The sequence below is a fragment of the Polaromonas sp. DSP2-3-2b2 genome (assembly GCF_049895905.1).
Classification (GTDB): domain Bacteria; phylum Pseudomonadota; class Gammaproteobacteria; order Burkholderiales; family Burkholderiaceae_C; genus Polaromonas.
In genome coordinates, this window is record NZ_JAFCTH010000009.1 from 59,656 (window position 1) to 83,423 (window position 23,768).

Annotated in this window: 22 protein-coding genes; 6 read left to right on the plus strand and 16 right to left on the minus strand. The window is 62.4% G+C overall.

The window, feature by feature from the left end; translation table 11 throughout:
• Nucleotides 1–36: 36 nt before the first annotated feature.
• The 5 genes from ACP7AD_RS09785 to ACP7AD_RS09805 form a co-directional block, all read right to left on the minus strand.
• Nucleotides 37–705, minus strand: a complete 669-nt coding sequence (locus ACP7AD_RS09785) for an amino acid ABC transporter permease (protein ID WP_426146501.1) — start codon at nt 703–705, stop codon at nt 37–39.
• A gap of 1 nt (nt 706) precedes the next feature.
• Nucleotides 707–1,429, minus strand: coding sequence for an amino acid ABC transporter permease (locus ACP7AD_RS09790; protein ID WP_426146499.1), 723 nt, complete (start codon nt 1,427–1,429; stop codon nt 707–709).
• A 109-nt stretch (nt 1,430–1,538) separates the two neighbouring features.
• Nucleotides 1,539–2,438 (minus strand): amino acid ABC transporter substrate-binding protein, encoded by a 900-nt coding sequence (locus ACP7AD_RS09795; protein WP_426146497.1) that lies wholly within the window; start codon nt 2,436–2,438, stop codon nt 1,539–1,541.
• A 193-nt stretch (nt 2,439–2,631) separates the two neighbouring features.
• Nucleotides 2,632–3,591: a LysR substrate-binding domain-containing protein gene (locus ACP7AD_RS09800; RefSeq protein ID WP_426146495.1), complete on the minus strand. Its 960-nt coding sequence runs from the start codon at nt 3,589–3,591 to the stop codon at nt 2,632–2,634.
• A 99-nt stretch (nt 3,592–3,690) separates the two neighbouring features.
• A complete protein-coding gene (locus ACP7AD_RS09805; protein ID WP_426146494.1) occupies nt 3,691–5,553 on the minus strand; it encodes an ABCB family ABC transporter ATP-binding protein/permease in 1,863 nt (620 codons plus the stop codon).
• A gap of 47 nt (nt 5,554–5,600) precedes the next feature.
• On the opposite strand from ACP7AD_RS09805, the gene ACP7AD_RS09810 reads away from it, so the two are divergent.
• The gene (locus tag ACP7AD_RS09810) at nt 5,601–6,068 is read left to right on the plus strand and encodes an acyl-CoA thioesterase (protein WP_426146492.1); all 468 of its coding nucleotides are present in this window, start codon (nt 5,601–5,603) and stop codon (nt 6,066–6,068) included.
• Between the two features lie 154 nt (nt 6,069–6,222).
• On the opposite strand, the gene ACP7AD_RS09815 is transcribed toward ACP7AD_RS09810, so the two are convergent.
• Nucleotides 6,223–6,666, minus strand: a complete 444-nt coding sequence (locus ACP7AD_RS09815) for a hemerythrin domain-containing protein (protein WP_426146491.1) — start codon at nt 6,664–6,666, stop codon at nt 6,223–6,225.
• Between the two features lie 148 nt (nt 6,667–6,814).
• Between ACP7AD_RS09815 and ACP7AD_RS09820 the strand changes: the two genes are divergently transcribed.
• Both ACP7AD_RS09820 and ACP7AD_RS09825 read left to right on the plus strand, forming a co-directional pair.
• On the plus strand, nt 6,815–7,765 hold the full coding sequence (locus ACP7AD_RS09820; RefSeq protein WP_426146490.1) for a complex I NDUFA9 subunit family protein: 951 nt from the start codon (nt 6,815–6,817) through the stop codon (nt 7,763–7,765).
• Nucleotides 7,766–7,789: 24 nt separating this feature from the next.
• Entirely contained in the window at nt 7,790–8,473 is a 684-nt protein-coding gene (locus ACP7AD_RS09825) for a glutathione S-transferase family protein (protein ID WP_426146488.1), read from the plus strand.
• Nucleotides 8,474–8,491: 18 nt separating this feature from the next.
• On the opposite strand, the gene ACP7AD_RS09830 is transcribed toward ACP7AD_RS09825, so the two are convergent.
• Nucleotides 8,492–8,722 (minus strand): hypothetical protein, encoded by a 231-nt coding sequence (locus tag ACP7AD_RS09830; RefSeq protein WP_426146486.1) that lies wholly within the window; start codon nt 8,720–8,722, stop codon nt 8,492–8,494.
• Between the two features lie 276 nt (nt 8,723–8,998).
• Between ACP7AD_RS09830 and ACP7AD_RS09835 the strand changes: the two genes are divergently transcribed.
• Complete coding sequence (locus ACP7AD_RS09835) at nt 8,999–10,273, plus strand: multifunctional CCA addition/repair protein (protein ID WP_426146485.1); 1,275 nt, start codon at nt 8,999–9,001, stop codon at nt 10,271–10,273.
• 4 nt (nt 10,274–10,277) lie between these two features.
• Here ACP7AD_RS09835 and ACP7AD_RS09840 read toward each other — a convergent pair whose 3' ends face one another.
• Both ACP7AD_RS09840 and ACP7AD_RS09845 read right to left on the minus strand, forming a co-directional pair.
• Nucleotides 10,278–10,769: a thioesterase family protein gene (locus ACP7AD_RS09840; protein ID WP_426146483.1), complete on the minus strand. Its 492-nt coding sequence runs from the start codon at nt 10,767–10,769 to the stop codon at nt 10,278–10,280.
• A 152-nt stretch (nt 10,770–10,921) separates the two neighbouring features.
• The gene (locus ACP7AD_RS09845) at nt 10,922–11,446 is read right to left on the minus strand and encodes a phasin family protein (RefSeq protein ID WP_426146481.1); all 525 of its coding nucleotides are present in this window, start codon (nt 11,444–11,446) and stop codon (nt 10,922–10,924) included.
• Between the two features lie 315 nt (nt 11,447–11,761).
• On the opposite strand from ACP7AD_RS09845, the gene ACP7AD_RS09850 reads away from it, so the two are divergent.
• Nucleotides 11,762–13,177 (plus strand): phospholipase D-like domain-containing protein, encoded by a 1,416-nt coding sequence (locus ACP7AD_RS09850; protein ID WP_426146479.1) that lies wholly within the window; start codon nt 11,762–11,764, stop codon nt 13,175–13,177.
• Between the two features lie 42 nt (nt 13,178–13,219).
• Here the strand turns inward: ACP7AD_RS09850 and kdsA are convergent, their stop codons facing one another.
• A complete protein-coding gene (kdsA, locus tag ACP7AD_RS09855) occupies nt 13,220–14,062 on the minus strand; it encodes a 3-deoxy-8-phosphooctulonate synthase (protein ID WP_426146478.1) in 843 nt (280 codons plus the stop codon).
• Between the two features lie 519 nt (nt 14,063–14,581).
• Between kdsA and ACP7AD_RS09860 the strand changes: the two genes are divergently transcribed.
• Nucleotides 14,582–16,243: an L-lactate permease gene (locus ACP7AD_RS09860; RefSeq protein WP_426146476.1), complete on the plus strand. Its 1,662-nt coding sequence runs from the start codon at nt 14,582–14,584 to the stop codon at nt 16,241–16,243.
• 193 nt (nt 16,244–16,436) lie between these two features.
• Here ACP7AD_RS09860 and ACP7AD_RS09865 read toward each other — a convergent pair whose 3' ends face one another.
• From ACP7AD_RS09865 to ACP7AD_RS09890, 6 genes are read right to left on the minus strand one after another with little or no spacing between them, the layout of a single operon-like run.
• Nucleotides 16,437–17,222 (minus strand): enoyl-CoA hydratase, encoded by a 786-nt coding sequence (locus tag ACP7AD_RS09865; RefSeq protein ID WP_426146475.1) that lies wholly within the window; start codon nt 17,220–17,222, stop codon nt 16,437–16,439.
• A 30-nt stretch (nt 17,223–17,252) separates the two neighbouring features.
• On the minus strand, nt 17,253–18,449 hold the full coding sequence (locus tag ACP7AD_RS09870; protein WP_426146473.1) for an acetyl-CoA C-acyltransferase: 1,197 nt from the start codon (nt 18,447–18,449) through the stop codon (nt 17,253–17,255).
• 53 nt (nt 18,450–18,502) lie between these two features.
• On the minus strand, nt 18,503–18,985 hold the full coding sequence (locus ACP7AD_RS09875; RefSeq protein WP_426146472.1) for an endonuclease domain-containing protein: 483 nt from the start codon (nt 18,983–18,985) through the stop codon (nt 18,503–18,505).
• 53 nt (nt 18,986–19,038) lie between these two features.
• Nucleotides 19,039–21,453, minus strand: coding sequence for a 3-hydroxyacyl-CoA dehydrogenase/enoyl-CoA hydratase family protein (locus tag ACP7AD_RS09880; protein ID WP_426146470.1), 2,415 nt, complete (start codon nt 21,451–21,453; stop codon nt 19,039–19,041).
• 48 nt (nt 21,454–21,501) lie between these two features.
• Nucleotides 21,502–21,936: a DUF2147 domain-containing protein gene (locus ACP7AD_RS09885; protein WP_426146468.1), complete on the minus strand. Its 435-nt coding sequence runs from the start codon at nt 21,934–21,936 to the stop codon at nt 21,502–21,504.
• Between the two features lie 29 nt (nt 21,937–21,965).
• The gene (locus tag ACP7AD_RS09890) at nt 21,966–23,762 is read right to left on the minus strand and encodes an acyl-CoA dehydrogenase C-terminal domain-containing protein (RefSeq protein WP_426146466.1); all 1,797 of its coding nucleotides are present in this window, start codon (nt 23,760–23,762) and stop codon (nt 21,966–21,968) included.
• Between the last annotated feature and the right edge of the window lie 6 nt (nt 23,763–23,768).

Consider the following 23,768-nt stretch of genomic DNA (forward strand, 5'->3'; position numbering starts at 1 on the left):
AATGTTCTCTTGGGTGTTACTGCGTCGGGCAAGGCATTAGCGAATGATGGCAATCCGGCTGTTGAGCCGCTTGACCATGTAGGACAGGCTGTAGCACAGCACGAAATAAACCACAGCCGCCAGCAGGTAGGACTCTTCAGGCCGGCCGTAAATCTTGCCGGCGGTGGTGAAGCCCTTGAGCAGGTCGTAGGCGCCAATCGCATAGACCAGCGAGGTGTCCTGGAACAAGATGATGGTCTGCGTCAGCAGCACCGGCACCATGTTGCGAAAGGCCTGCGGCAGGATGATCAGCCGCATGTTCTGGCCGTAGGTCATGCCTAGCGCCCGGCCGGCGTTCACCTGGCCGCGCGAGATCGACTGGATGCCGGCGCGCACGATTTCGCTGAAATACGCCGCCTCGAAGGCGATGAAGGTGATGGTGGCCGAAAGCTCCGCGCCGATGGGCCGGCCAATCAGGGTCGGCACCAGCAGGAAGAACCACAGGATCACCATCACCAGCGGAATCGAGCGCATGCCGTTGACATAGATGGTGGCGGGAATCGCCAGCAGCTTGCTGCCCGACAGGCGCATCAACGCCAGCAGCGTGCCCAGGACGATGCCGCCCAGCGTGGCAATGACCGTCAGCTGCACGCTGAACAAAAAGCCGTTGATGACGAACTTGGACAGGATGTCCCAGCTCAGAAAGGTCAGGTCAAGTCCGAACATGTCAGTGTCCTCCACCGGTGGCGCCCACCACGACCAGGCCGGGTATCTGCATTTTCTTTTCGACCAGCGCCATCAGCCGGTTGACCGCAAAGGCGGAAATCGCATACAGCGCAGTGACGGCGATGTAGATCTCGACGCCGCGCGAGGTTTCTTCCTGCGCCTGCATGGCGAACATGGTGAGTTCGGCAATCGACACCGCAAACGCCACCGACGAATTCTTCAGCAGGTTCATCGACTCGCTGGTCAGCGGCGGCATGATGATGCGAAAAGCCATCGGCAAAATCACATAGCGGTAGGTCTGCACGGTGGTAAAGCCCAGCGCCATGCCGGCATATCGCTGGCCGCGCGGCAGGGCCTGGATGCCGGCGCGCACCTGCTCGGCGATGCGGGCCGAGGTAAAAAAGCCCAGCGCCAGCACCACCAGCACAAAACCGGGCACGTCCTTCATGGCCGGAAACATCTTGGGCACGACAAAGTACCAAAGGAAAATCTGCACCAGCAGCGGAATGTTGCGAAACAGCTCGACCCAGACATTGCCCAGCCGCACCAGCCACGGGCTGTTGGGCAGGGTGCGAAAGGTGCCCATCAGCGCGCCTACCAGCATGGCGACCACCCAGGCGGCGATGGCCACGGACAGCGTCCAGCCCCAGGCGGTCATCATCCACTCCAGGTAGGTGCGTCCGCCGCCATCGTCATTTAAAAAAACTTTCCAATCCCACGTCATGGTGACTCCTGCCTGTTGTTGCTCGCTACCTGATGAAAATTCCGCGTGTCAAACAACAAACCCCGCCAGCGCAATCGCAAGCGGGGTCTGCTGATCTTGGTGGCAGGTGTTACTTCTTGGCGTAGTCTTCCATCGGCTTGTCATTCGGCATGGCCCAGGCCGCCTTGACGCTGTCGCTGGCGGGCAGACCGACACGGGTGTTCTTTGGCGCAATCGGTTGCATGAACCACTTGTCGTAGAGCTTGGTCATCTCGCCGGTCTTGATCAGTTGACCGATCGTGTCGTCGCCGATCTTCTTCAGCGCCGCATCGTCCTTGCGCACCATGATGGCAATCGGTTCGACGCTGAGCACTTCGCCGACAACCCTGAAATCGGCCGGGTTCTTGGCGGACGCAATGTTGCCTGCCAGGATCGATCCATCCATGACAAACGCATCGGCGCGGCCCGACTCCAGCAGCAGGAAGCTGTCGGAATGGTCCTTGCCGTAGACTTCCTTGAAGTCGACGCCGGTGGCACGCTCGTTCTTGCGCAGCGTCTGCACCGAAGTGGTTCCGGTCGTGGTGGCGACGTTCTTGCCGGCGAGCTGGGCAATCGAGTTGATGCCGGAATTGGCTTTCACCGCGATACGCACTTCCTCGACAAAGGTGGTGTGCAGGAAGGCGACGTCCTTGGCGCGGGTTGCGTTGTTGGTGGTCGAGCCGCATTCGATGTCGACCGTGCCGTTTTGCACCAGCGGAATCCGGTTTTGCGACGTGACCGGCAGGTACTTGACCTCAAGCTTGCGGCCAGCCGCTTTTTCGAGGTTGGCGATGATGCGCTGGCAGATCTCGACGTGATAACCCACGTACTTGCCATCACCCAGGGTATAGGACAGTGCGCCCGAAGAATCGCGAACTCCCATGGTGACGACACCAGAAGCCTTGGCCTTGGCGACGGTATCGGTCGCCTGAGCAAAAGCTGCGCCTGAAGCGAGTAGCGCCAGGGTTAAAGCAGCGAGTTTGAGTTTCATGAGGTTTCCTTTGAATAAAACAATCAGTCTAGAGAATTCTCGGCTTGACGCGACCTAGGTTTACCCGGGCTTGTTGGACTCGGGCCGGGGCGGGGGAGACGGCAGGAAGCGGTGAAAATTCTTGTGCAGAACCAAAATGGTGCCGCTTTGAAAGAGCGACATCATATGTCAGATTACAGCAAGTTTCAGGCCACTAACAAGTGCCGGGTAAGGCCGGGGGCGGCACGGCAGCGGCTTTCGGGCTGGCCTGCGACTGCAAATAGGTCCACAAGGCCTGGACATGGGGCTTGGCGGGCGCCTTGGCGGTGGGTCGCTCGCGGTAAATCCGTACCTCCATGGTCATGCGCAGATGGCTGCCGGCGCTGACCAGCTTTTTGGCCCGAAGCTCCTTCTTGACTGCGCTCAGCGGCAGGAACGCCACGCCGTGGCCTTCGAGCGCCATCGCCTTCAGGCCCTCGGCCATGTCGGTTTCATAGACCCGGTCCAGATGAATGGCGGTGCTGGACTGCTTGAGGATCAGCTCCACGATGCGCCCAAGGTAGGCGCCCGCCGCGTAGCCCAGGTAGGGCAAGGGCTGGCCGACGCGCCCCGGCAAGCCAAACAACGGCTCGCCGGCGGCGTTGGGCCGGCAAAACGGCGCCAGCACTTCCTGGCCCAGCACCACCAGGTCATAGCGGCCCGGGTCCAGCTGGAAAGGCTGGGAATCGTGATGGTAGGAAATGAGCAGGTCGCAACTGCCCTCGGTCAGCCGCAGCACCGCGTCATGCACATTGAGCGCGATCAGCCGGCTCTTGATCGGGCGGAACTTGCCTTGCAGGCTGCTAACCCAGGCCGGGAAGAACGTGAAGGCCAGCGTGTGCGGCACGGCGAATTCAATGAAGTCCTGCCCTGCCGAGGTGTGGCTGCGCAGCATCGCCCGGGTTGACTGCAGGCTTTGGAGCATTTCCAGCGACTGGTTGTAGAGCGTCTGGCCGGCCGGTGTCAACCGCGTCGGGTAGGAGCTTCGGTCTACCAGGTCGCTGCCGGCCCAGGCTTCAAGCGCCTGGATGCGCCGCGAAAAAGCCGGCTGGGTGACATGCCGCAGTTGCGCGGAGCGGCTGAAACTGCGGGTTTCAGCAAGCGAGACAAAATCTTCCAGCCATTTGGTTTCCATGAGCGGATTATGCGGCGGGCGCCACGTCCCTGGCGCCCGCAATCGGCTGGCGCTTATTCACTCATTTTTTTATAGCTGATTGCGCCCGCCAGTAAAGCGTTAAACCCCGATTTCATCTAAAATTTTATCGCTGGCCTGCTGCTGCATGGCCCACATGTCGGCATAGCGGCCGTTGGCCGCCAGCAGCGCCTGGTGGCTGCCGCGCTCGACGATGCGGCCGGCGTCCATCACCAGGATTTCATGCGCATCGACGACCGTGGACAGCCGGTGCGCAATCACCAAGGTGGTCTTGTTCTGCGCGGCGGTGCGCAGTTCGCCCTGGATGGCGCGCTCGTTGGCCGAATCCAGCGCCGAGGTGGCTTCGTCAAAAATCACCACCGGCGGGTTTTTCAGCAGCGTGCGGGCAATCGCCACGCGCTGCTTCTCGCCGCCCGACAACTTCAGGCCGCGCTCGCCGACCATGGTGTTGTAGCCCAGCGGCGTCGAGGCGATGAAGTCGTGGATGCGCGCAGCGCGCGCGGCCTCTTCCACCTCTTCATGCGTCGCGCCGGGCTTGCCATAGGCGATGTTGTATTCGACGGTGTCGTTGAACAGCACCGTGTCCTGCGGCACGATGCCAATCGCCTGGCGCACAGACGCCTGCGTGACCTGCTTGATGTCCTGCCCGGCAATCGTGATGCGGCCCTGCTGCACGTCGTAAAAGCGGTAGAGCAGCCGCGCCAGCGTCGATTTGCCCGCGCCCGACGAGCCGACCACGGCGACGGTCTTGCCGGGCGGAATCTCGAAACTCACGTTGTGCAAAATCGGCCGGCTCGGATCATAGGCAAAGCTGACGTTCTCGAAACGCACCGCCGGCGTGGCCTCGATGCGCAGTGGCTGCGCGCCGGCCACATCGGCGATTTCGCGCTCTTTTTCCATCAGGTTGAACATTTTTTCCAGGTCGGTCAGGCTTTGCTTGATCTCGCGGTAAATCACGCCCAGGAAACCCAGCGGAATGTAGAGCTGGATCATGAAGGCGTTGACCATCACCAGGTCGCCCAGCGTCATGCGGCCATCGACCACGCCCTGCGTGGCGCGCCAGAGCATCGCCACCAGGCCAAAGGCAATGATGAGTTGCTGGCCGGCGTTGAGCATGCTCAGCGTGCGCTGGCTCTTGATGGCGGCGGCGCGGTAGCGATTGAGGTTTTCGTCGTAGCGGCCGGCTTCGAACTCTTCGTTGTTGAAGTACTTGACGGTTTCGTAATTGAGCAGCGAATCGACGGCGCGGCTGTGCGCCGACGAATCGAGCTCGTTCATGGTCTTGCGAAACTGCGTGCGCCAGTTGGTCACGATCACCGTGAAGGAGATGTAGAACACCAGCGCGATCAGCGTGATGCCGGCAAACCAGACATCGAACTTGACCGCCAGCAGGCTCAGCACCAGCGTCACCTCGATCAGCGTCGGAATGATGCTGTAGAGCGAATACGAGATCAGCGAATGCACGCCGCGCGTGCCGCGCTCGATGTCGCGCGTCATGCCGCCGGTCTGGCGCTCCAGGTGAAAGCGCAGGCTCAGCGCATGCAGATGCCGGAACACTTCGAGCGAGATGCGCCGCGCCGCGCCTTCGGTGGCCTTGGCGAACACCAGCTCGCGCAGCTCGGTGAACAGCGTGGTCGACAGCCGCAGCAGGCCGTAAGCCAGCAGCAGCGCGACCGGCACCACCAGCACAGCCTTTACATCACCAGGCTTGAAACTCATGGTGTCGACCAGGTCCTTGAGCAACAGCGGCACGCCGACGTTGGCCAGCTTGGCGCCGACCATGAAGGCTAGAGCCGCCATGGCTCGCCACTTGTATTCCCAGAGGTAGGGGAACAGTCTTTTCAGCGTGTCCCAGTCGGAACGCACAGGCACCGGCACCGCCGGGGCGCCCGCCGTCACGGCAGGCACAGGATAGGAATCAGCGGTGGAAGCTCGGGAGCGCATACGTCACAATTCAATTAGAAATTTTTCAAACCTCTGAGATTGTGCCTATGTCTTTTGAATCAAGCGCCTCCCCGGCCAATACCGCAGCCTCCACCCCAACCGGCGCCGGCCTGGACACCCGCGCCCTGCACGGCCAATTGCCGACCGACAAGGAACTGGTGCTCAAGGTGATTCCGTTGCCGCGCGACTGCAATGCCAACGGCGACATTTTCGGCGGCTGGGTGATGGCGCAGGTGGATCTGGCGGGCGCGGTGCTGCCGGCGCGCTATGTCGATGGCCGCATGGCGACCGTGGCGGTCAACCAGTTCATCTTCAAGCAGCCGGTGCGGGTCGGCGACATCTTGTCGTTCTTTGCCGCCGTGACCCGCATCGGCAATACCTCGATCACGGTGCAGGTCGAGGTGTTTGCCGAAGGCTTTCGTGCGCAGGGTCGCTACTTCAAGGTCACAGAAGCCAGCCTGACCTACGTGGCGATTGACGATGCCGGCAAGCCGCAAAAGATCGCCAAGCCTTGAATGCTATTGAATAAATAGCATGGTGCGCATGCTGAATATGCGCAAGAAGCACTTTTAGCCACAAAAACAAGTCTACCGAAGGAACTCGCATGGGTTCAGGCCCGTGACAACGGGCGGAACAAACCATCGCCTCTAAATTTTCGCCTGGCGCCGATCAGTCCTTCAGGCGCTGCGAGACGAATTCGCCTTCGTAATCGCGTGCCAGCGACAGCTTTTCGTCCTCGCCCAGCACCTTGCCGGCCAGCTGGAAGACGCTGTGCTCCTCATCTTCCAGGTGGTGGTAGATCTTGTGGTGCAGCGCTTTGGCCGCAGCCAGCCAGGCCGGCGAACTGGGATCGGTCGTTTCCAGCGCCTCGACCAGCTTGTCCATCTGGTGGTGCTCGGCAATGCCGTGGCGCGAAGGCTCCTGCGTCATGTCATGCGCGATCAGCGGCACATAGAAAAACCGCTCCTCGGCCGCCGCATGCGCGGCCAGTTCCAGCTTGAGCGCATTGAAGATCGATGCCCTCTCAAGCGTGTCACCCTGCGTCTGGATCAGGTTGTCGGCCAGTGCGCGCTGGGTCACATGGCTGATGCGCAATGCTTCGAAAATATTCATCGTTTCATTATGCGAACAGGGCCGGGGGCCGGTTGTAGGCCAAGGGCGAAAGATGGCCTGCGTTCCTGCGCGCCAGCCCCTGGTTTTTTCTGGCGCCTTAAAAAAGGTTTTCATGGAAAACTCCGGCAAACACGCTAAATTAGGCCCCATGAAAAAAATTCTGATCTTTGGCGGCACCGGCTTTGTCGGTACCCAGGTTTGCGAAAAGCTCAACCAGCTGCAATGCCATGTGACCGTGGCCACGCGCCGCCGCAGCAGCGCCCGGCACCTGCAGTTGCTGCCGCTGGTCGATGTGGCGCCCATCGACCTGCATGACGCTGCAGCGCTGGCTGCGCTGGTGGCCGGGCACGACGCGGTGGTCAACCTGGTCGCCATCCTGCACGGCTCGGAAGACGCTTTTCAAAAAGCGCATGTGCAGTGGCCGCTGACCCTGATTCGCGCCTGCAAGGCCGCCGGTGTGCGGCGGCTGGTGCACATCAGCGCGCTGGGCGCCTCGCTTGACTCGGCTTCGATGTACCAGCGCAGCAAGGCGCGCGGCGAAGCCGCCCTGCTCGGCTCGGGGCTGGACGTGACGGTGCTGCGCCCCAGCGTCATCTTTGGCGCGGACGACAAGTTCCTCAACACCTTCGCCAGCCTGCAGCAGGTGTTCCCGGTAATTCCACTGGCAGGCAGCACCGCGCGCTTCCAGCCGGTGTGGGTCGGCGACGTGGCCAGCGCCGTGGTGCACTGCCTGCAGGACAGCGCTACCATCGGCCAGGTGTATGAAGCCTGCGGCCCCGATGTCTTCACGCTGCGCCAGCTGGTGCAGCTGGCCGGCCGCTACGCCGGCATTGGCCAGGGCCGCCCGGTGATCGGACTGCCCAACGCGCTGGCGCGGGTGCAAGCCTTTTTCATGGAACTCGCGCCGGGCGACCCGGTGCTCAGCCGCGACAACCTCGACGCCATGAAGACCGACAACGTCGCCAGCGGCAAGCTGCCCGGCCTGCAGGCGCTTGGCATCACACCGGCGTCGCTGGAGGCGATAGGCCCAACCTACCTCGGCGCGCGCGGCCTGCGCAGCGGGCTGATGGCCAAACGAAAAACCTCAGGACGGTTCTGAACCTTTAACTTCCCCGGGAAACCCATGCTCAAGCTCTACGTCGGCAACAAAAATTATTCGTCCTGGTCGATGCGGCCGTGGGTGCTGCTCAGGCAGGCCGGCATTGCCTTTGAAGAAATCGTCGTGCGCTTTGATTCGTTCGACGAAGGCTCCGACTTCAGAAAGCAGATCAGCACCGTCAGCCCGGTCGGCAAGGTGCCAGTGCTCGACGACGACGGCTTGAAGGTCTGGGACACGCTGGCGATTGCCGAATACCTGGCCGAGCGTTTTCCTGAAAAAAACCTCTGGCCGCAAGGCGTTCAGGCGCGCGCCCGGGCGCGCAGCGTCTGCGCAGAAATGCACAGCGGCTTTGCCGCCCTGCGCGGCGCCTGCCCGATGAACATCGAGGCCGACCTGGCGGGCATCGGCGCGCTGGTCTGGCGCGACAAGCCCGCCGTGCGCGCCGACGTGGCGCGCCTGGTCGCCATGTGGCGCGAACTGCTGGCCGGACACGAGGGGGCCATGCTGTTCGGCGACTTCTGCGTTGCCGACGCTTTTTTCGCGCCGGTCTGCATGCGGCTCAAGGGCTATGCGCTGCCGGTGCCCGAAGACATCGCCGCCTACATCGCACGCTTGTCCGCCCTGCCCGGCGTGAAGGCCTGGATCGACGGCGCGCTGGCGGAAAACGACTTTCGCGAATTCGAGGAGCCCTACCGTCTGCGGCGCTGACATGCCGCAGATCAGGCTTCAGGCCTGCGCCTTCATCGCCCCGCGAATGTTCACGGCCGCCAGGCAGACCTGCAGCACAACCAGTGCCGGCGCGCCGGTGTGAACGCCCCAGACGATCCACAGCGCATTGCTGGCCAGAAACAGCCAGAAGCCCCAGTTGCGCTTGCCCTTGCGGTTCGACGCCACATACCAGGCCGCCACCACGGTGACCAGCATGGCCGGCCATTGCACCAGGTTCAGCATGTCCATGCGGGCCTCTTGCCTGCGGCGCCCGGCAGGCAGGGCGGCATGGTTACGGGGCGGGGGTTGTTGGGTTCAGAAAAAAGCATGACGGTCGTCCATTCCAAGGCAGCCCGGTCACACGATATGGCATGGCCCGGATGCCGACATGATTGCCGGACTGGCGGCCCGGCGGCGCTGGCGAATTTCGACAACTGCGGTAGGAAACAGGCGCTTGCGGCAGCGGGGCAACAGCCTGCGGCCGCACGCCGGCCCTGGCCTTTGTACCGGCGCTAAACTGCCGGCATGAAAATCTACATGGTCGGCGGCGCGGTGCGCGACAAATTGCTGGGCCTGCCGGTCACCGACCACGACTGGGTGGTGGTGGGCGCCACGCCCGAAGCCTTGACGGCGCAGGGCTTTTTGCCGGTCGGCAAGGACTTTCCGGTGTTTTTGCACCCGCAGACCCGCGAAGAGTACGCGCTGGCGCGCACCGAGCGCAACAGCGCGCGCGGCTACCGGGGATTCGAGGTCTATGCCGCGCCCGAAGTCACGCTGGAGCAGGATCTGGCGCGGCGCGACCTGACTATCAATTCAATAGCTGCTCCCGCCCATCCAGAAAGCGCAAGAGGCCTATTTGAGCCTGATTTTGATGCGCTCGTCGATCCCTACGGCGGCCAGCGCGATTTGCAGGCCAAAATCCTGCGCCACGTCACCGACGCCTTCCGCGAAGACCCGGTGCGCATTTTGCGACTGGCCCGGTTCGCGGCGCGGTTTGCCGACTTTTCCATCGCGCTAGAGACGCTGGCGATGATGCAGGAGATGGTGGCGGACGGCGAAGTCGATGGGCTGGTGCCCGAGCGCGTCTGGCAGGAACTGGCGCGCGGCCTGATGGAAGACAAGCCCTCGCGCATGTTTGAAGTGCTGCGGGCTTGCGGTGCTTTGGGGCACCTGCTGCCCGAAGTGGACCGGCTGTGGGGTGTGCCGCAGCGCGCCGAATACCACCCCGAAGTCGATACCGGCATCCACCTGATGATGGTGCTGGACATGGCCGCGCAACTCGGTGCCCCGCTGCCGGTGCGCTTTGCCTGCCTGGGCCACGACCTGGGCAAGGGAACGACGCCGGCTGACGTGCTGCCGCGCCACATCGGCCACGAGGAGCGCAGCGCCCGGCTGCTCAAAGGCGTGTGCCAGCGCCTGCGTGTGCCAGTCGAGTGCCGCGAGATTGCCGATGTGGTGGCGCGCGAGCACGGCAACATCCACCGCAGCGGCGACTTCAGCCCGGCCGCCGTGGTGCGCCTGCTGGAGCGCTGCGATGCGTTTCGCAAGCCGCAGCGTTTTGCCGACGTGTTGCTGGCCTGCGAATGCGATGCGCGCGGCCGGCTCGGGTTTGAACAAACGCCCTATCCGCAGCGGCCCCGGCTGCTGCAAGCGCTGGTCGCAAGCCAGGGCGTGGCAACGGACCAGGTGGCGGCCCAGGCCATGGAAGCCGGCCAGAGTGGCCCGCAAATCGGCGAGTGGATTCACCGGGCGCGGGTGGAGGCCGTCAGGCAGGATGCGGCGGCTGCTGCTGCGCCTTGAAGCGCTACGAGACGATGTAGGCCGCCGCCGCCGTCGAGAGCAGCTTGCCGTCGGCACCCAGAAATTCCATGCGCGTGCTCGCCACGCGCGAGCCCAGCCGCATCACTTCGGCGCGCAGCTCAAAGCGCTCGCCGATACCGGGGCGCAGATAGTCAACGCGCAGGTCAATCGTGCCGAGCTTGTAAAAGCGCTGCAGGCGCTGCGCCGGCGTTTCGTCCATGTGCCGCGCGCCGATGGCGGCCATCACGGCCAGCGCGCCGATCGCGTCCAGCCCGGCGCTGATCACGCCGCCATGGATGCGGTGGTGCGCCGCATGGCCGATGAGTTCGGGCCGCATGTCGATGCACCCGATGACGCGGTCGGCCTTGATCGATGCGATCTTCAAGCCCAGCAGCTGGTTGAAGACGATTTGTTCCTCGAAGATGGCCTTAAGTCCGGCGAGGAACTCCTCTTCGAACTCGGGCACGGGCGCGGGATGGATCAGGTGTTTGGTCATGGCCTGCATTGTCGGCGAGCCCATGCCCGATCGCGGTAGCCCACCAGATCATCCGGCCGGGCAATTTTCCCGGTCGCCAATAAAAAAAACGGCACCCGAAGGTGCCGTCATATGCTGCCAGGGCCTTGAAGCCCCTGGCGTCCGATCAGTGCTTACTCGGCTTTCTGGGCAGCAGTAGACAAGGCGGAGATGTTGGATTCGACCATTTGCGCGGCCTGCTTGGCGCTCTTCTGGGCGGTTTCCACGGCATTGTTGCCGGCTGTCATGGCGGACTTGATGACGGCCACGGCGGCTTCGGAACCGGCCGGTGCATTCTTCAGCGAGGTTTCCAGCAGTTCCGTGACGGTTTTTTGCGATTCAGCGCTGGTCGATTCGAAAACCTTGGTGAAATCGGCGCTGCTGCCGGAGACGATGTCATACAGGTGGCGGCTGTAGGAAGCGGCTTTTTCAGCCATCGGCTTGGCCAGGCTTGACTGCAGGGTCATCAGCTCTTGGGCATCCTTGACTTCGGTCAGGGCTTGCAGGTGGCTGATGGACTCGCCGAGCAGGGCTTTGGAAGCGGCCATGTTCAACTCGATCAGCTTTTCAAAGCTGGCGAATGCTTTTTCCGACAAGCCGGCAAAGGCTTCGACATTGGATTTCTGAGTGGCGATCAGCTGGTCGTTGGTGAAGTTCATGGTAGCTCCTTGGGGTTGCGGTTGAAAAAATGTTGCAGTGCAGCAATTACACCACCACCAATCCAGGATTGCAAGAAAGCCCCATCATTACGCTTGGATTTAGGTGGAAACCCCCATTTTTATGGCTGACTCCTCTTTTGGCGCCGACGTGGGTAGCCGCATCATCGAGCGGTGGCTTGCACTGCCACGGTCCTCGCAAGGTGACACGCTATAGTGATTCAATGACTGCAGGCGCGCTTTTCCTACTCCTTGACGTCTTGAAGCTTGCCGTCCGGCAGACGTCCGAACCTGGCCAGAATCGTTCCGTGACAGGCCATGCTGCATGAGTTCCTGAGTCAGTGGGGACTGACGGTGCATGGCCTGGTGACGCTGGCAGGCCTGGCGATCTACGTCATCGCCTCGCATGCCCGGCGCCAGCGCAGGCACCCCTCGGCCGCCATCGCCTGGGTCGTGTCACTCGCGCTGATGCCTTACCTGGCACTGCCGCTGTACCTGTTGTTTGGCAGCCGCAAGGTAACGCGCGGCCCGCTACCGCACTACACGCCCGTCCTGCCGGTCAACGGCCCCCCTTCAAATGCGCCGGCGTACCGGTTCCAGCAGCTTTCCGCCGCCATGGGCCTTGCGCGCGCTGCGCCGTACGAGCAGCTGGCCATTCACCAGGACGGCAGGGAAGCGCTGGCCGCGCTTCGCAGCGTGCTGCTGCAAGCCAGGGAAACGCTCGACGTTTGCACCTTCCTTCTGGGACGCGATGCCCTGGGTCGGGAAGTTGGCGAACTGCTGATGCGCCAGGCGCGCAGCGGCGTGCGCGTCCGCCTGCTGGTGGACGGCATTGGCGTGTACCTGGGCGGACGGCCCGACCTGAAGCCGCTGTCGGCTGCCGGCGTGCAGGTGGCGCTGTTCGTCTCGCCTTTTCGCTCGCCGCTCCCCGGCCGCACCAACCTGCGCAATCACCGCAAGATGGTGATTGCCGATGGCCGGCGCATGTGGACCGGGGGGCGCAATCTGGCGGCCGAATACTTTACCGGCGACGCGGCCAGCCAGCCGCCCAAAGCACCCTGGATCGACCTGAGCTTTGACTTTCGCGGCGACCTGGCGCGACAGTCGCAGCAGCGCTTTGACCAGGACTGGGCCTTTGCCACGCAGGCGGCGCTGCCGGCACTGCCACTGCCCGCATTTGCCGAGCCGGCCTCCGACGTGGCGGGCGCACAGCTGATTGCCAGCGGCCCCGACCAGGCAGAAGACACGCTGTATTCGCTGCTGATCGCCAGTTGCTTCACGGCGCGCAGCCGCATCCTGATCATCACGCCCTACTTCGTGCCCGATGCCACGCTGCTGCTGGCGCTGACGCTGGCCGCCCGGCGCGGCGTGGCCGTTGACCTGGTGCTGCCGCGCCATTCCAACCACCGGCTGACCGATCTGGCGCGGCCAGCTGCCCTGCGCGAGATGGCAGCGGCAGGCGCCAGCGTCTGGCTGGTCGATGAAATGGTCCATGCCAAAGCCGTCGTCATCGACACCGAGCTGGCGCTGGCCGGATCGGCCAACCTGGATGAGCGCAGCCTGTTCCTGAATTACGAATTGATGATCGCCTTTTTCAGGCCCGCCGACGTGCATCGCTTTGCCTGCTGGATCGAGCAGCAGCGCGCCACGGCCAGGCGGTACCAGGCAAAAGCACCCAGTCCGTTGGTCGTGTTTTCAGAAGGCCTGATCCGCTGGCTGGCGTTTCAGCTCTGAGCGGCGCTTTTGCGCAGCAAAGGCTTTGCCCGGTCAGTTCTCTCACCTGATGTTCAACGGTGCGAATGACTTCACCAGATCATCCAGCGCCTTCAGCTGCGCAAGAAAAGGCTCCAGCTGGTCCAGTGGCAAGGCACTCGGACCGTCGCACTTGGCATGGTCAGGATCAGGATGCGCTTCCAGAAACAGGCCCGCCAGGCCCACCGCCAGGCCGGAGCGGGCCAGGTCGGCCACCTGCTGGCGACGCCCGCCGGACGCCGCGCCCCCGGGGTCGCGCTGCTGCAATGCGTGCGTGACATCAAAAATGATCGGCAAGTCATTGCAAACCTTTTTCATCACGCCAAAGCCCAGCATGTCCACCACCAGGTTGTCGTAGCCAAAGCAGGTGCCACGGTCGCACAAAATCAACTGGTCGTTGCCGGCTTCCCTGAACTTTTCGACAATATTGGCCACTTGGCTGGGGCTGAGGAACTGCGGCTTCTTGATGTTGATCACCCGGCCGGTCTTGGCCAAGGCCACCACCAGGTCGGTTTGACGCGCCAGAAAGGCAGGCAGTTGCAGCACATCGACCACCTCGGCCACCGGCGCGGCCTGCCAGGTTTCGTGCACATCGGTAATCAGCGGAACACCGAATTCAGCCTTCACCGCTTCAAAAATCCGCAGGCCTTCTTCGAGTCCGGGACCACGGTAGGAATGGATGGACGAGCGGTTCGCCTTGTCAAAGCTGGCCTTGAAGACATAGGGAATGCCTAGCTTTTGGGTGACGCGGACATATTCTGCGCAGGCACGCAAAGCCAGATCGCGCGATTCGAGGACGTTGATGCCGCCGAACAGCACGAAGCTGCCCGAGTTGCTGACGTTAATGTTGTTATTGATGGTGATCAAGTAATTCTCCAGCCCGTTAAATTCTTCCAATGTGGTTCCTTGAACTTATTCAATAAACCCAGCTTTCCGAGCATTGCATAAATTCCCGGCAAGGATGTCCGGTCTCCTCATTCGCGCCCGTCAGGCACTTTACGCCAGCTGCGGCGCTTGGTTTCCCGTTCATGGGCGCGGCGACCAATGCAAAAACGCCGAGTTCGTTGCTATCGCCAAGCTGTATTGGGCGAAATCGACCTATCCCGCGATGGAACTTTAGAGGCTTGAGCCGCTGGCTGTCGTTGTAGCTTTGCGACGCCTACAGCAAATTTTCACTTTTCCAAAAAAGTCCGAATTAAAGTCCACAAAATTTTTGCAACCATTTCATCAAAAGATTCAAAATCACAGGGCATTTAGTCCGTATAGTCCCGCCACGGTTCAGTGCGCCCCTAGCCGTTCGTAGAAATGCAAACGGCTAAAGGCGTGCAAAGCGCATCCAACGCGTGAAGCAACCCTGCAGACATTCAACCTTCCAGGAGACATTTCATGATTTGGCAACAGATATACGACCCTTTCGGCAACATGTACCTATCCACCTTACTAGCCGCCATACCGGTGGTGGTGATGCTGGTGGCGCTGGGCTTTTTGCACATCAAGGCGCACATAGCGGCCGGCCTTGGACTGATTGCCGCCGTTGCTGTGGCGGTGTTTGCCTATGGCATGCCGATGGACATGGCGGGCCGGGCGGCTGTCTATGGTGGTTTCACCGGCCTGCTGCCGATTGGCTGGATCGTGCTGAACATCATCTTTTTGCAGCAGCTGGCCGAACAAAATGGCAGCTTCAAGATACTGCAGGATTCGCTCTCGGGCATCACGGCGGATCGCCGACTGCAGTTGCTGCTGATCGCCTTTTGCTTTGGCGCTTTCTTTGAAGGCGCGGCCGGCTTCGGCACGCCCGTGGCGGTCACGGCCGGCATCCTGATCGGCCTGGGCTTTTCGCCGCTGGCCGCATCGGGCCTTTCCTTGATTGCCAACACCGCGCCGGTCGCCTTTGGCGCGCTGGGCACGCCGGTCATCACACTGGCCAAGGTGCACGGCTACGACCTGATGGAAGTCACCGCCATGATCGGCCGCCAGCTGCCATTCTTCTCGCTGCTGGTGCCGTTCTGGTTGATCTGGGCTTTTGCCGGTCGCAAGGCGATGATGGAAATCTGGCCGGCCATTTTGGTGACCGGCCTGTCGTTCGCGATTCCGCAGTTCCTGGTCAGCAATTTTATCGGGCCCGAACTGGTGGACATCATTGCCGCTATCGTTTCCATGGTTTCCCTGGTGCTGTTTCTGCGCGTCTGGCAGCCCAAGACCATCTGGACCTCGCCGTCGATCAAGGGCCATGACATCAGCGCGCATGAAGCCAAGCCGCAGGGCCCCGTGGTGGTGCATGACCGCGCCGCGCTGATCCGCGCCTGGACGCCCTGGGTGATCTTGTCGGTGTTTGTCTTCATCTGGGGACTGCCGCCCGTCAAGGCCTGGCTCAACGGCATCTTCGCGCCGTCGTTTCCCATGACCGGACTGCACAACCTGATCGAGAAAGTGCCGCCCGTGGTGCCCGTGCCGCACAAGGAAACGGCCGTTTATGTGCTCAACCTGCTGTCAGCCACCGGCACCGGCATCTTGCTGTCGGCCATCATCAGCGCGCTGATCATGAAGTACAACCCGATTGAAATCGTCAAGGTCTTTTTCCGCACCTTCTGGCTGGTGCGCTATTCGCTGGTCACCATTGTGCTGATGCTGGCACTGGGCACGCTGACCCGCTACTCGGGCACCGACACCACGCTCGGCCTGGCCTTTGCCAACAGCGGCGTGTTCTACCCCTTCTTCGGCACGCTGATGGGCTGGATCGGCGTGGCCATGACCGGTTCGGACACCGCGTCCAACGTGCTGTTTGGCGGCATGCAGAAAGTGGCGGCCGAGCAGCTGGGCCTGTCGGCCAACCTGATGGGCGCGGCCAACAGCTCGGGTGGCGTGATGGGCAAGATGATCGACGCGCAGTCCATCGTCGTCGCCTCGACCGCCACCAAGTGGTTTAACCACGAAGGCGACATCCTGCGCTATGTGTTTTTCCATTCCGTCGTGCTGGCCTGCCTGGTCGGCGGCCTGGTGACGCTGCAGGCGTATGTGTGGCCGTTCACGCTGATGGTGGTGCACTGATCGCTGACAGCGATCCAAGCGTTTGAGGGGTGCGCTGAGCACGGCACCTCTCAATAAAAAAGCCGCTGTCAGCAACTGACAGCGGCTTTTTTTATTCGCTACGCAGCGCCCGCTGCTATTAATAAAGTAGCTATAGGCGCCCGTACCGCTTGCGCAAACAGCTATTTTTACTTGAAACCGGGCGCGAAACGGCTCAGAGTGCCGAGAAATCCGGCTTGCGCTTTTCCATGAAGGCGGTGAACGCCTCGCGCGCGGCGGGCTCCTGCAGCATTCGGCCAAAACTCGCGCCCTCTTCGGCCATGCGCTCGGCCACCATGCCGGCATTGCCTTTTTTCATCAGCCGCTTGGTTTCCATCAGCGACGTCAGCGGCTTGGCGGCCAGCTTGAGTGCCTGCCGTTGCGCCAGGGCGTTGGCTTCGGCGGGTGGCACGATGCGGTTGATCAGGCCCATGTCCAGCGCCGTCTCGGCCATGAAGGGCTCGCCCAGCAGCAGTGCCTCGGCAGCGCGCGGATAGCCCATCAGCTGCGCTGCCAGAAAGCTCGACGCCGCCTCGGGGCACAGGCCCAGGTTGACGAAGGGCATGGAAAACGCCGCATTGTCACCGGCATAGACCAGGTCGCAATGCAGCAGCATGGTGGTGCCAATGCCGACCGCCGGGCCGCACACGCTGGCGACGATGGGCTTGGGAAAGCTGCTGATGCCACGCAGGAAACGAAACACCGGCGCGTCCGCGGTGGACGGCGGCTTGTTCAGGAAGTCGCCAATGTCGTTGCCGGCCGAAAAGATCGTTTCATGGCCCTGGATGACCACGGCGCGAACCGCCGCGTCATGGTTGGCTGAATCCAGCGCATCGGCCAGCGCATCGTACATGGCGGCGGTGATGGAGTTTTTGCGTTCCACGCGGTTGAGCGTGATCGTCATCACGCCGGCATCGACATGGGTCAGGATTTCCGGAGGGGTCTGGATGGTATTGGTCATAAGCGTAGAGGATAAAGGATGCGTCCCGGTTTAGACGCGCTCGAAAATGCCAGCGGCGCCCTGCCCCATGCCGACACACATCGTCACCATGCCGTATTTCAGCTGGTGACGGTGCAGCGCATGGATCACCGTGGCGGCGCGAATCGCCCCGGTGGCGCCCAGCGGATGGCCCAGCGCAATCGCGCCGCCCATCGGGTTGACCTTGGCCGGGTCCAGACCCAGCGTGTTCATGACCGCCAGCGACTGCGCGGCAAAGGCTTCGTTCAGCTCGAACCAGTCGATGTCGTTTTGGCTCAAACCCGCGTAACGCAGCGCTGCGGGAATCGCCTCGATCGGGCCGATGCCCATGATTTCGGGCGGCACGCCCTTGGCCGCATAGCTGACAAAGCGCGCCAGCGGCTTGAGGCCGAACTGCTTGACCGCTTTTTCGCTGGCCAGGATCAAGGCACCGGCGCCGTCCGAGGTTTGCGAGCTGTTGCCGGCCGTGACCGAGCCGCGCGCGGCAAACGGCGTCTTCAGTTTGGCCAGGCCTTCGAGCGTGGTGTCGGGGCGCGCGCCTTCGTCCAGGCTGACGGTGCGGCGGGTGGCGATGACTTCGCCGGTTTCCAGGTTAGCTGTGCGGTCGGTGACTTCGACCGGCGTGATCTCGGCGCTGAATTCGCCGGCTTGCTGCGCCTTGAGCGCCTTCATGTGCGATTCGTAGGCGAACTGGTCCTGCGCCTGGCGCGAGACTTTCCATTGCTGCGCGACCTTCTCGGCGGTCAGGCCCATGCCGTAGGCAATGCCGACGTTCTCGTCGTTGGCGAACATGGCCGGCGACAGCGACGGCGAATTGCCCGACATCGGCACCATGCTCATGCTCTCAACGCCGGCGGCAAACATCACATCGGCCTCGCCGACGCGGATGCGGTCGGCGGCCATCTGGATGGCCGACAGGCCCGAAGCGCAAAAGCGGTTGACGGTGATGCCGCCCACGCTGGTCGGCAGGCCGGCGAGCACCGCGCCGATGCGTGCGATGTTCAGGCCCTGCGGGCCTTCGGGAATAGCGCAGCCGCAGATGATGTCTTCGATGGCTTTCGGGTCGAGCGTCGGCACTTGGGCCAGCGCGGCCTTGAGGACGCTGACCAAGAGGTCGTCAGGCCGGGTATTGCGGAAAAACCCCCGGTGCGAACGCCCGATGGGCGTGCGCGTGGCGGCAACGATATAGGCTTCCTGGACTTGTTTCATATTGAATCTTTCTCGGTGAATTTTTTAAAGGCCGTTTGTTTGAATGAATAAATTCAGAGAGTGGGTGCGGGGAGGCCCCCATCCCTGCCGTCCCCCAGAGGGGGAAGGGGTAAATCGGGGAGTCGGGCGCATGCCTTTTCTTGCTCCTTCCCCCTTTGGGGGAAGGTTGGGATGGGGGCCAGCGCGCTCAATTCCATCACCCGGTTGTAAATCGCCTCAACCATCGACTGCAATTCCAAAAAAGGCAAGTTCGCAGGAAACCGCATCACGTCAAACCCTGCATTCCTGAAAAAATCGTCACGCCGTGCGTCATAAACTGCCTGAACCGCATGCTGCGAGCCATCCAGCTCAACAATCAATCGCGGTGCAAGACAAGCAAAATCCGCTACATAAGCCCCCAGCGGATGCTGACGTCTGAACTTGAACCCCAGTTGCTCACCGCGCAGCCGCTGCCACACCAGCCGCTCGCCGTCGGTCATCTCCCGGCGCAGGAATTTGGCGAACTTTCTGGCGTTGGTGCTGGCTTGGTCTTGCATGTCGTGGAACCCCCATCCCGGCCTTCCCCCAGCGGGGGAAGGAGGAATACAAGTCAGTTACGCACCGGCTTGCCGGTGCTCATCATGCCCATGATGCGGTCCTGCGTTTTCGGGTGCTCCAGCAGCGCGCAAAACGCCTTGCGCTCCAGTGTCATCACATATTCCTCGCTGACCAGCGTGCCGGCATCGACATCGCCGCCGCAGACCACATTGGCGATCAGGCTGGCGATGTGGAAGTCGTGGGCGCTGATAAAGCCGCCGTCGCGCATATTGACCAGCTGGCCTTTGATGGTCGCGATGCCGTTGCGGCCCGCCACCGGGAACAGCCGGCGCAGCGGCGCACGGTAGCCAGAGGTGCAGAGCGCACGCGCTTCGTTCAGCGCGACGAACAGCAGCTCGTCCTTGTTCGGCACGATGACATCGCTGTCGAGCAAATAGCCCAGCTTGCGGCTTTCCAGCGCGCTGGTGCCGACCGTGGCCATGGCGGCTGCGGTGAAGCCCTCCAGCAGGAAAGGCAGCACATCCTTGTTGCTCGATTTGCTGGCGTTTTCAGCGGCGCGGCGTGCAATATAGGTCAGACCGCCGGCGCCGGGCACCAGACCCACGCCGACTTCGACCAGGCCGATATAGCTTTCCATCGCCGCCACGCGTTTGGCTGAATACACCGCCATTTCGCAGCCGCCGCCCAGCGCCAGGCCACGAATGGCCGACACCACTGGAACCGACGCATAGCGCAGCTTGAGCATCACGGCCTGCATCTCGGCCTCCGCACCTTCCACGGCCGATACGCCGGCCATCATGAAGGCGGGCAGCATGGCCTGCAGGTCGGCACCAGCCGAGAACATCGCGTGGTTGGACCAGATCACCAGGCCCTTGTAGCTTTTCTCGGCCAGGTCCACACCCAGCGCCAGGCCTTCGGCCACATCGGGACTGATGGCGTGCATCTTGGTCTTGATACTGGCGATCAGCACGTCGCTCTGGTCGCCATCCAGTGTCCAGAGGCGAATCGCATCGTCCTCGTGCAGCGTCGTGCCGGCGGCCTCGAACGCTGGCGCCTTGGCGCCCAGCACATCTTCGGGGAAATGCTGGCGCGCATAAACCGGCAGCTGGCGGCGCGGAATGAATTTCTGGCTGGAGGCGCTCCACGAGCCTTCGGGCGTGTGCACGCCACCCGCCTTGGCCACCGGGCCATTGAACACCCAGTCGGGCAGCGGTGCGCTGCTGAGCGCCTTGCCGGCGTCGATGTCCTGCTGAATCCAGTAGGCCACCTGCAACCAGCCGGCTTCCTGCCACAGCTCGAACGGCCCCTGTTTGGCGCCAAAGCCCCAGCGCATCGCAAAGTCGATGTCGCGCGCGGTTTCGGCAATGCTGGCGAGGTGCACGGCAGCATAGTGGAACTGGTCGCGCAGCACGGCCCACAGGAAGCGCGGCTCAGCGCCTTCGGCATTGCGCAGCAGCCCCAGGCGCTCGCCGGCGGGCTTTTTGAGCATGCGGCCGACCACTTCGTCAGCCTTGGCGCCGCCGGGAACGTATTCCATGCTCTCGGGGTCCAGCCGCAGGATGTCGCGGCCTACCTTCTTGTAGAAACCGGCGCCGGTCTTCTGGCCCAGGCTCTTGGCCTCTAACAAGGCGGCGAGCACCGGCGGTGTGCCGTACATGGCGGCGAACGGGTCGGCAATTTTTCCTTCGCCCAGGTTGTCCTGCAGCGTCTTGATGACATGCGCCATCGTGTCGAGTCCAACCACGTCGGCGGTTCGGAAAGTGCCCGAGCTGGCGCGGCCCAGCTTCTTGCCGGTCAGGTCATCGACCACGTCATAGCTCAGGCCGAAAGCTTCGGCTTCCTTGATCGTCGCCAGCATGCCGGCGATGCCGACGCGGTTGGCGATGAAGTTGGGCGTGTCATGCGCGCGGATCACGCCCTTGCCCAGCGCGGTGGTCACAAAGGCTTCGAGGTCGTCGAGCACGGCGGCTTGCGTCGTCGGCGTGTTGATCAGCTCGACCAGCGCCATGTAGCGCGGCGGGTTGAAAAAATGGATGCCGCAAAAACGCGGCTTGATCGATTCGGGCAGCGCTTCGCTCAGCGTGGTGATCGACAGGCCCGAGGTGTTGCTGGCGACGATGGCGCCTTCAGCGATGAAAGGAGCGATCTTGTGATACAGGTCGGTCTTCCAGTCCATGCGCTCGGCAATCGCCTCGATGATCAGGTCGCACTCTTTCAGAACATCCATGTGTTCTTCGTAGTTGGCCTGCTGGATCAGGCTGGCGTCGTCAAGCACGCCGAGCGGCGCAGGCTTGAGCTTTTTCAGGCCCTCGATGGCCTTGCTGACGATGCCGTTCTTCGGGCCTTCCCTGGCCGGCAAGTCGAACAGCACCACCGGCACGCGGCAATTGACCAGATGGGCGGCGATTTGCGCGCCCATCACGCCGGCGCCGAGCACGGCGACTTTCTTGACTTGAAAACTTGACATGGATTTTTCTTTCTTCGAATGACGCGACGGATGCGCCGCTCGTCTGGTTTACTGAATGCGGGTCCAGGTCTGGGTCCTGCCGAACGGCCCGAACGAGCCCCGGACGTCCAGCTTTTTGCCGTCTTCGACCGGCGTCATCTTCAGCGTGTAGTTGCGGCCGTTCTCGGGGTCCAGAATCTTGCCGCCCTCCCACACTTCGCGGCCTTCGGCCTTTTTGGCACCTCGGATGATTTCAAGACCGAGCAGCTGCTGGCCCTTGCGGTCGTCGCTGCATTCGGTGCAAACGTCCTCTGGCTTGGCCGTCTTGAGCAGACGCTTTTCGATTTTTCCGCTCAGCACCCCGGCCGTCTCGGCAATCCGGACTTCGGCCTTGGCCTCGCCGGTCTTCTCATCGAAACTGCGCCACAGGCCCAGCGGCGTGCTCTGGGCCATCGCGGACCCGAAAGCAGCTCCTAAAACAATAGCTAGCAGTGCACGGTACATAGGCGCTCCAGCAGTAAAACGTTAATAAATCAGGCCAACGCTGCGTCGGTGTCCATCAGCGAGCGGCTGCCGCTGCGCGCGGTGCGCATCAAGGTGGCGGTCTCTGGGAACAGCTTGGCGAAGTAAAAGCGCGCGGTCTGCACCTTGGCCAGGTAGAACGGGTCGGCATTGCCGGCGGCGATTTCGCGCAGCGCGGTTTGCGCCATGCGCGCCCAGAAGTAGCCAAACACCAGGTGACCGGCCACGCGCAGGTAATCGACAGCGGCTGCGCCCACTTCGTCGGGATTTTGGAAACCCTTGAAGCCCAGTTCGGTGGTGAACTTGGTCATCTGGTCAGCCAGGTAGGCCAGTGGGTTGATGAACTCGGCCATCTTCTCGTTGACGCCTTCCTCGGCAATCAGCGCGCCGATCAGCTTGCCGAACTTCTTCAGCGTCGCGCCGTTGTTGCCCAGAATTTTGCGGCCCAGCAGGTCGAGCGACTGGATGGTGTTGGTGCCTTCGTAGATCATGTTGATGCGGTTGTCGCGCACCAGTTGCTCCATGCCCCATTCCTTGACATAGCCGTGGCCGCCGAACACCTGCATGCAGGCGTTGGTGGCGATGTGGCCGTTGTCGGTCAAAAAGGCTTTGACGATGGGCGTGAGCAACGCGACGATCTCGCCTGAATCCTTGCGCACCTTTTCGTCGGGGTGGTGCAGTTCCTTGTCGAGCAGCAGCGTGCAATAAACCGCCAGCGCGCGGCCGCCCTCGGCATAGGCCTTGGCAGTCAGCAGCATCTTGCGCACGTCGGGATGCACGATGATCGGATCAGCCGGCTTGTCTTTCGCCTTGACGCCCGAGAGCGAACGCATCTGGATGCGGTCCTTGGCATAGGCCAGCGCATTCTGGTAGGCCACTTCGGTCAGGCCCAGCGACTGGTTGCCCACGCCCAGGCGGGCTGCGTTCATCATCACGAACATAGCGGCCAGGCCCTTGTTGGGCGCGCCGACCATGGTGCCCACGGCGTCTTCCATCACGATTTGCGCGGTGGCGTTGCCATGGATGCCCATCTTGTGCTCCAGGCTGCCGCACCAGATGCCGTTGCGCGAACCGATGGAGCCGTCTTCATTGACATTGAATTTCGGCACGATGAACAGGCTGATGCCCTTGCTGCCCTGCGGCGCATCCGGCAGGCGCGCCAGCACCAGGTGCAGGATGTTCGGGGTCATGTCGTGCTCGCCGGCGCTGATGAAAATCTTGTTGCCGGTCAGCTTGTAGGTGCCATCTGGCTGCGGTTCGGCCTTGGTGCGCAGCATCCCGAGGTCGGTGCCGCAATGCGGCTCGGTCAGGCACATGGTGCCGGTCCATTCGCCGCTGACCAGCTTGGGCAAATACAGCTTTTTCTGCGCGTCGGTGCCATGCGCATGCAGCGCCTCGTAGGCGCCGTGCGACAGGCCGGGGTACATGGTCCAGGCCTGGTTGGCCGAATTCATCATCTCGTAGAAGCACTGATTGACGACAAAAGGCAGACCCTGGCCGCCGTACGCGGGGTCGCAGCTCAGCGCCGCCCAGCCGCCTTCGACATACTGGGCATAGGCTTCCTTGAAGCCTTTGGGCGGCGTGACTTCATGCGTGGTCTTGTCGAGTGTGCACCCCTCTTCGTCGCCGCTGATGTTGAGCGGAAAAGTCACCTCGACCGCGAACTTTCCACCCTCTTCCAGCACGGCGTTGATGGTGTCGGCGTCGATATCGGCATGCGGCGGCAAGACCTTCAGCTCGTCGGTGACCTTGAGCACTTCGTGCATGACGAACTGCATGTCGCGAAGGGGGGGGTTGTACTGGGGCATGGAAAT

Excerpts from the sequence above, each read along its gene's own strand:
- ACP7AD_RS09790 (WP_426146499.1), bottom strand. The coding sequence starts at position 1,429 with ATGACGTGGGATTGGAAAGTTTTTTTAAATGACGATGGCGGCGGACGC.
- ACP7AD_RS09815 (WP_426146491.1), bottom strand. The coding sequence starts at position 6,666 with ATGAATATTTTCGAAGCATTGCGCATCAGCCATGTGACCCAGCGCGCA.
- ACP7AD_RS09880 (WP_426146470.1), bottom strand. The coding sequence starts at position 21,453 with ATGTCAAGTTTTCAAGTCAAGAAAGTCGCCGTGCTCGGCGCCGGCGTG.
- ACP7AD_RS09820 (WP_426146490.1), top strand. The coding sequence starts at position 6,815 with ATGAAAAAAATTCTGATCTTTGGCGGCACCGGCTTTGTCGGTACCCAG.
- ACP7AD_RS09860 (WP_426146476.1), top strand. The coding sequence starts at position 14,582 with ATGATTTGGCAACAGATATACGACCCTTTCGGCAACATGTACCTATCC.
- ACP7AD_RS09835 (WP_426146485.1), top strand. The coding sequence starts at position 8,999 with ATGAAAATCTACATGGTCGGCGGCGCGGTGCGCGACAAATTGCTGGGC.
- ACP7AD_RS09810 (WP_426146492.1), top strand. The coding sequence starts at position 5,601 with ATGTCTTTTGAATCAAGCGCCTCCCCGGCCAATACCGCAGCCTCCACC.
- ACP7AD_RS09840 (WP_426146483.1), bottom strand. The coding sequence starts at position 10,769 with ATGACCAAACACCTGATCCATCCCGCGCCCGTGCCCGAGTTCGAAGAG.
- ACP7AD_RS09865 (WP_426146475.1), bottom strand. The coding sequence starts at position 17,222 with ATGACCAATACCATCCAGACCCCTCCGGAAATCCTGACCCATGTCGAT.
- ACP7AD_RS09845 (WP_426146481.1), bottom strand. The coding sequence starts at position 11,446 with ATGAACTTCACCAACGACCAGCTGATCGCCACTCAGAAATCCAATGTC.
- ACP7AD_RS09825 (WP_426146488.1), top strand. The coding sequence starts at position 7,790 with ATGCTCAAGCTCTACGTCGGCAACAAAAATTATTCGTCCTGGTCGATG.
- ACP7AD_RS09800 (WP_426146495.1), bottom strand. The coding sequence starts at position 3,591 with ATGGAAACCAAATGGCTGGAAGATTTTGTCTCGCTTGCTGAAACCCGC.
- ACP7AD_RS09805 (WP_426146494.1), bottom strand. The coding sequence starts at position 5,553 with ATGCGCTCCCGAGCTTCCACCGCTGATTCCTATCCTGTGCCTGCCGTG.
- ACP7AD_RS09795 (WP_426146497.1), bottom strand. The coding sequence starts at position 2,438 with ATGAAACTCAAACTCGCTGCTTTAACCCTGGCGCTACTCGCTTCAGGC.
- ACP7AD_RS09850 (WP_426146479.1), top strand. The coding sequence starts at position 11,762 with ATGCTGCATGAGTTCCTGAGTCAGTGGGGACTGACGGTGCATGGCCTG.
- ACP7AD_RS09890 (WP_426146466.1), bottom strand. The coding sequence starts at position 23,762 with ATGCCCCAGTACAACCCCCCCCTTCGCGACATGCAGTTCGTCATGCAC.
- ACP7AD_RS09870 (WP_426146473.1), bottom strand. The coding sequence starts at position 18,449 with ATGAAACAAGTCCAGGAAGCCTATATCGTTGCCGCCACGCGCACGCCC.
- ACP7AD_RS09830 (WP_426146486.1), bottom strand. The coding sequence starts at position 8,722 with ATGGACATGCTGAACCTGGTGCAATGGCCGGCCATGCTGGTCACCGTG.
- ACP7AD_RS09875 (WP_426146472.1), bottom strand. The coding sequence starts at position 18,985 with ATGCAAGACCAAGCCAGCACCAACGCCAGAAAGTTCGCCAAATTCCTG.
- ACP7AD_RS09785 (WP_426146501.1), bottom strand. The coding sequence starts at position 705 with ATGTTCGGACTTGACCTGACCTTTCTGAGCTGGGACATCCTGTCCAAG.
- ACP7AD_RS09885 (WP_426146468.1), bottom strand. The coding sequence starts at position 21,936 with ATGTACCGTGCACTGCTAGCTATTGTTTTAGGAGCTGCTTTCGGGTCC.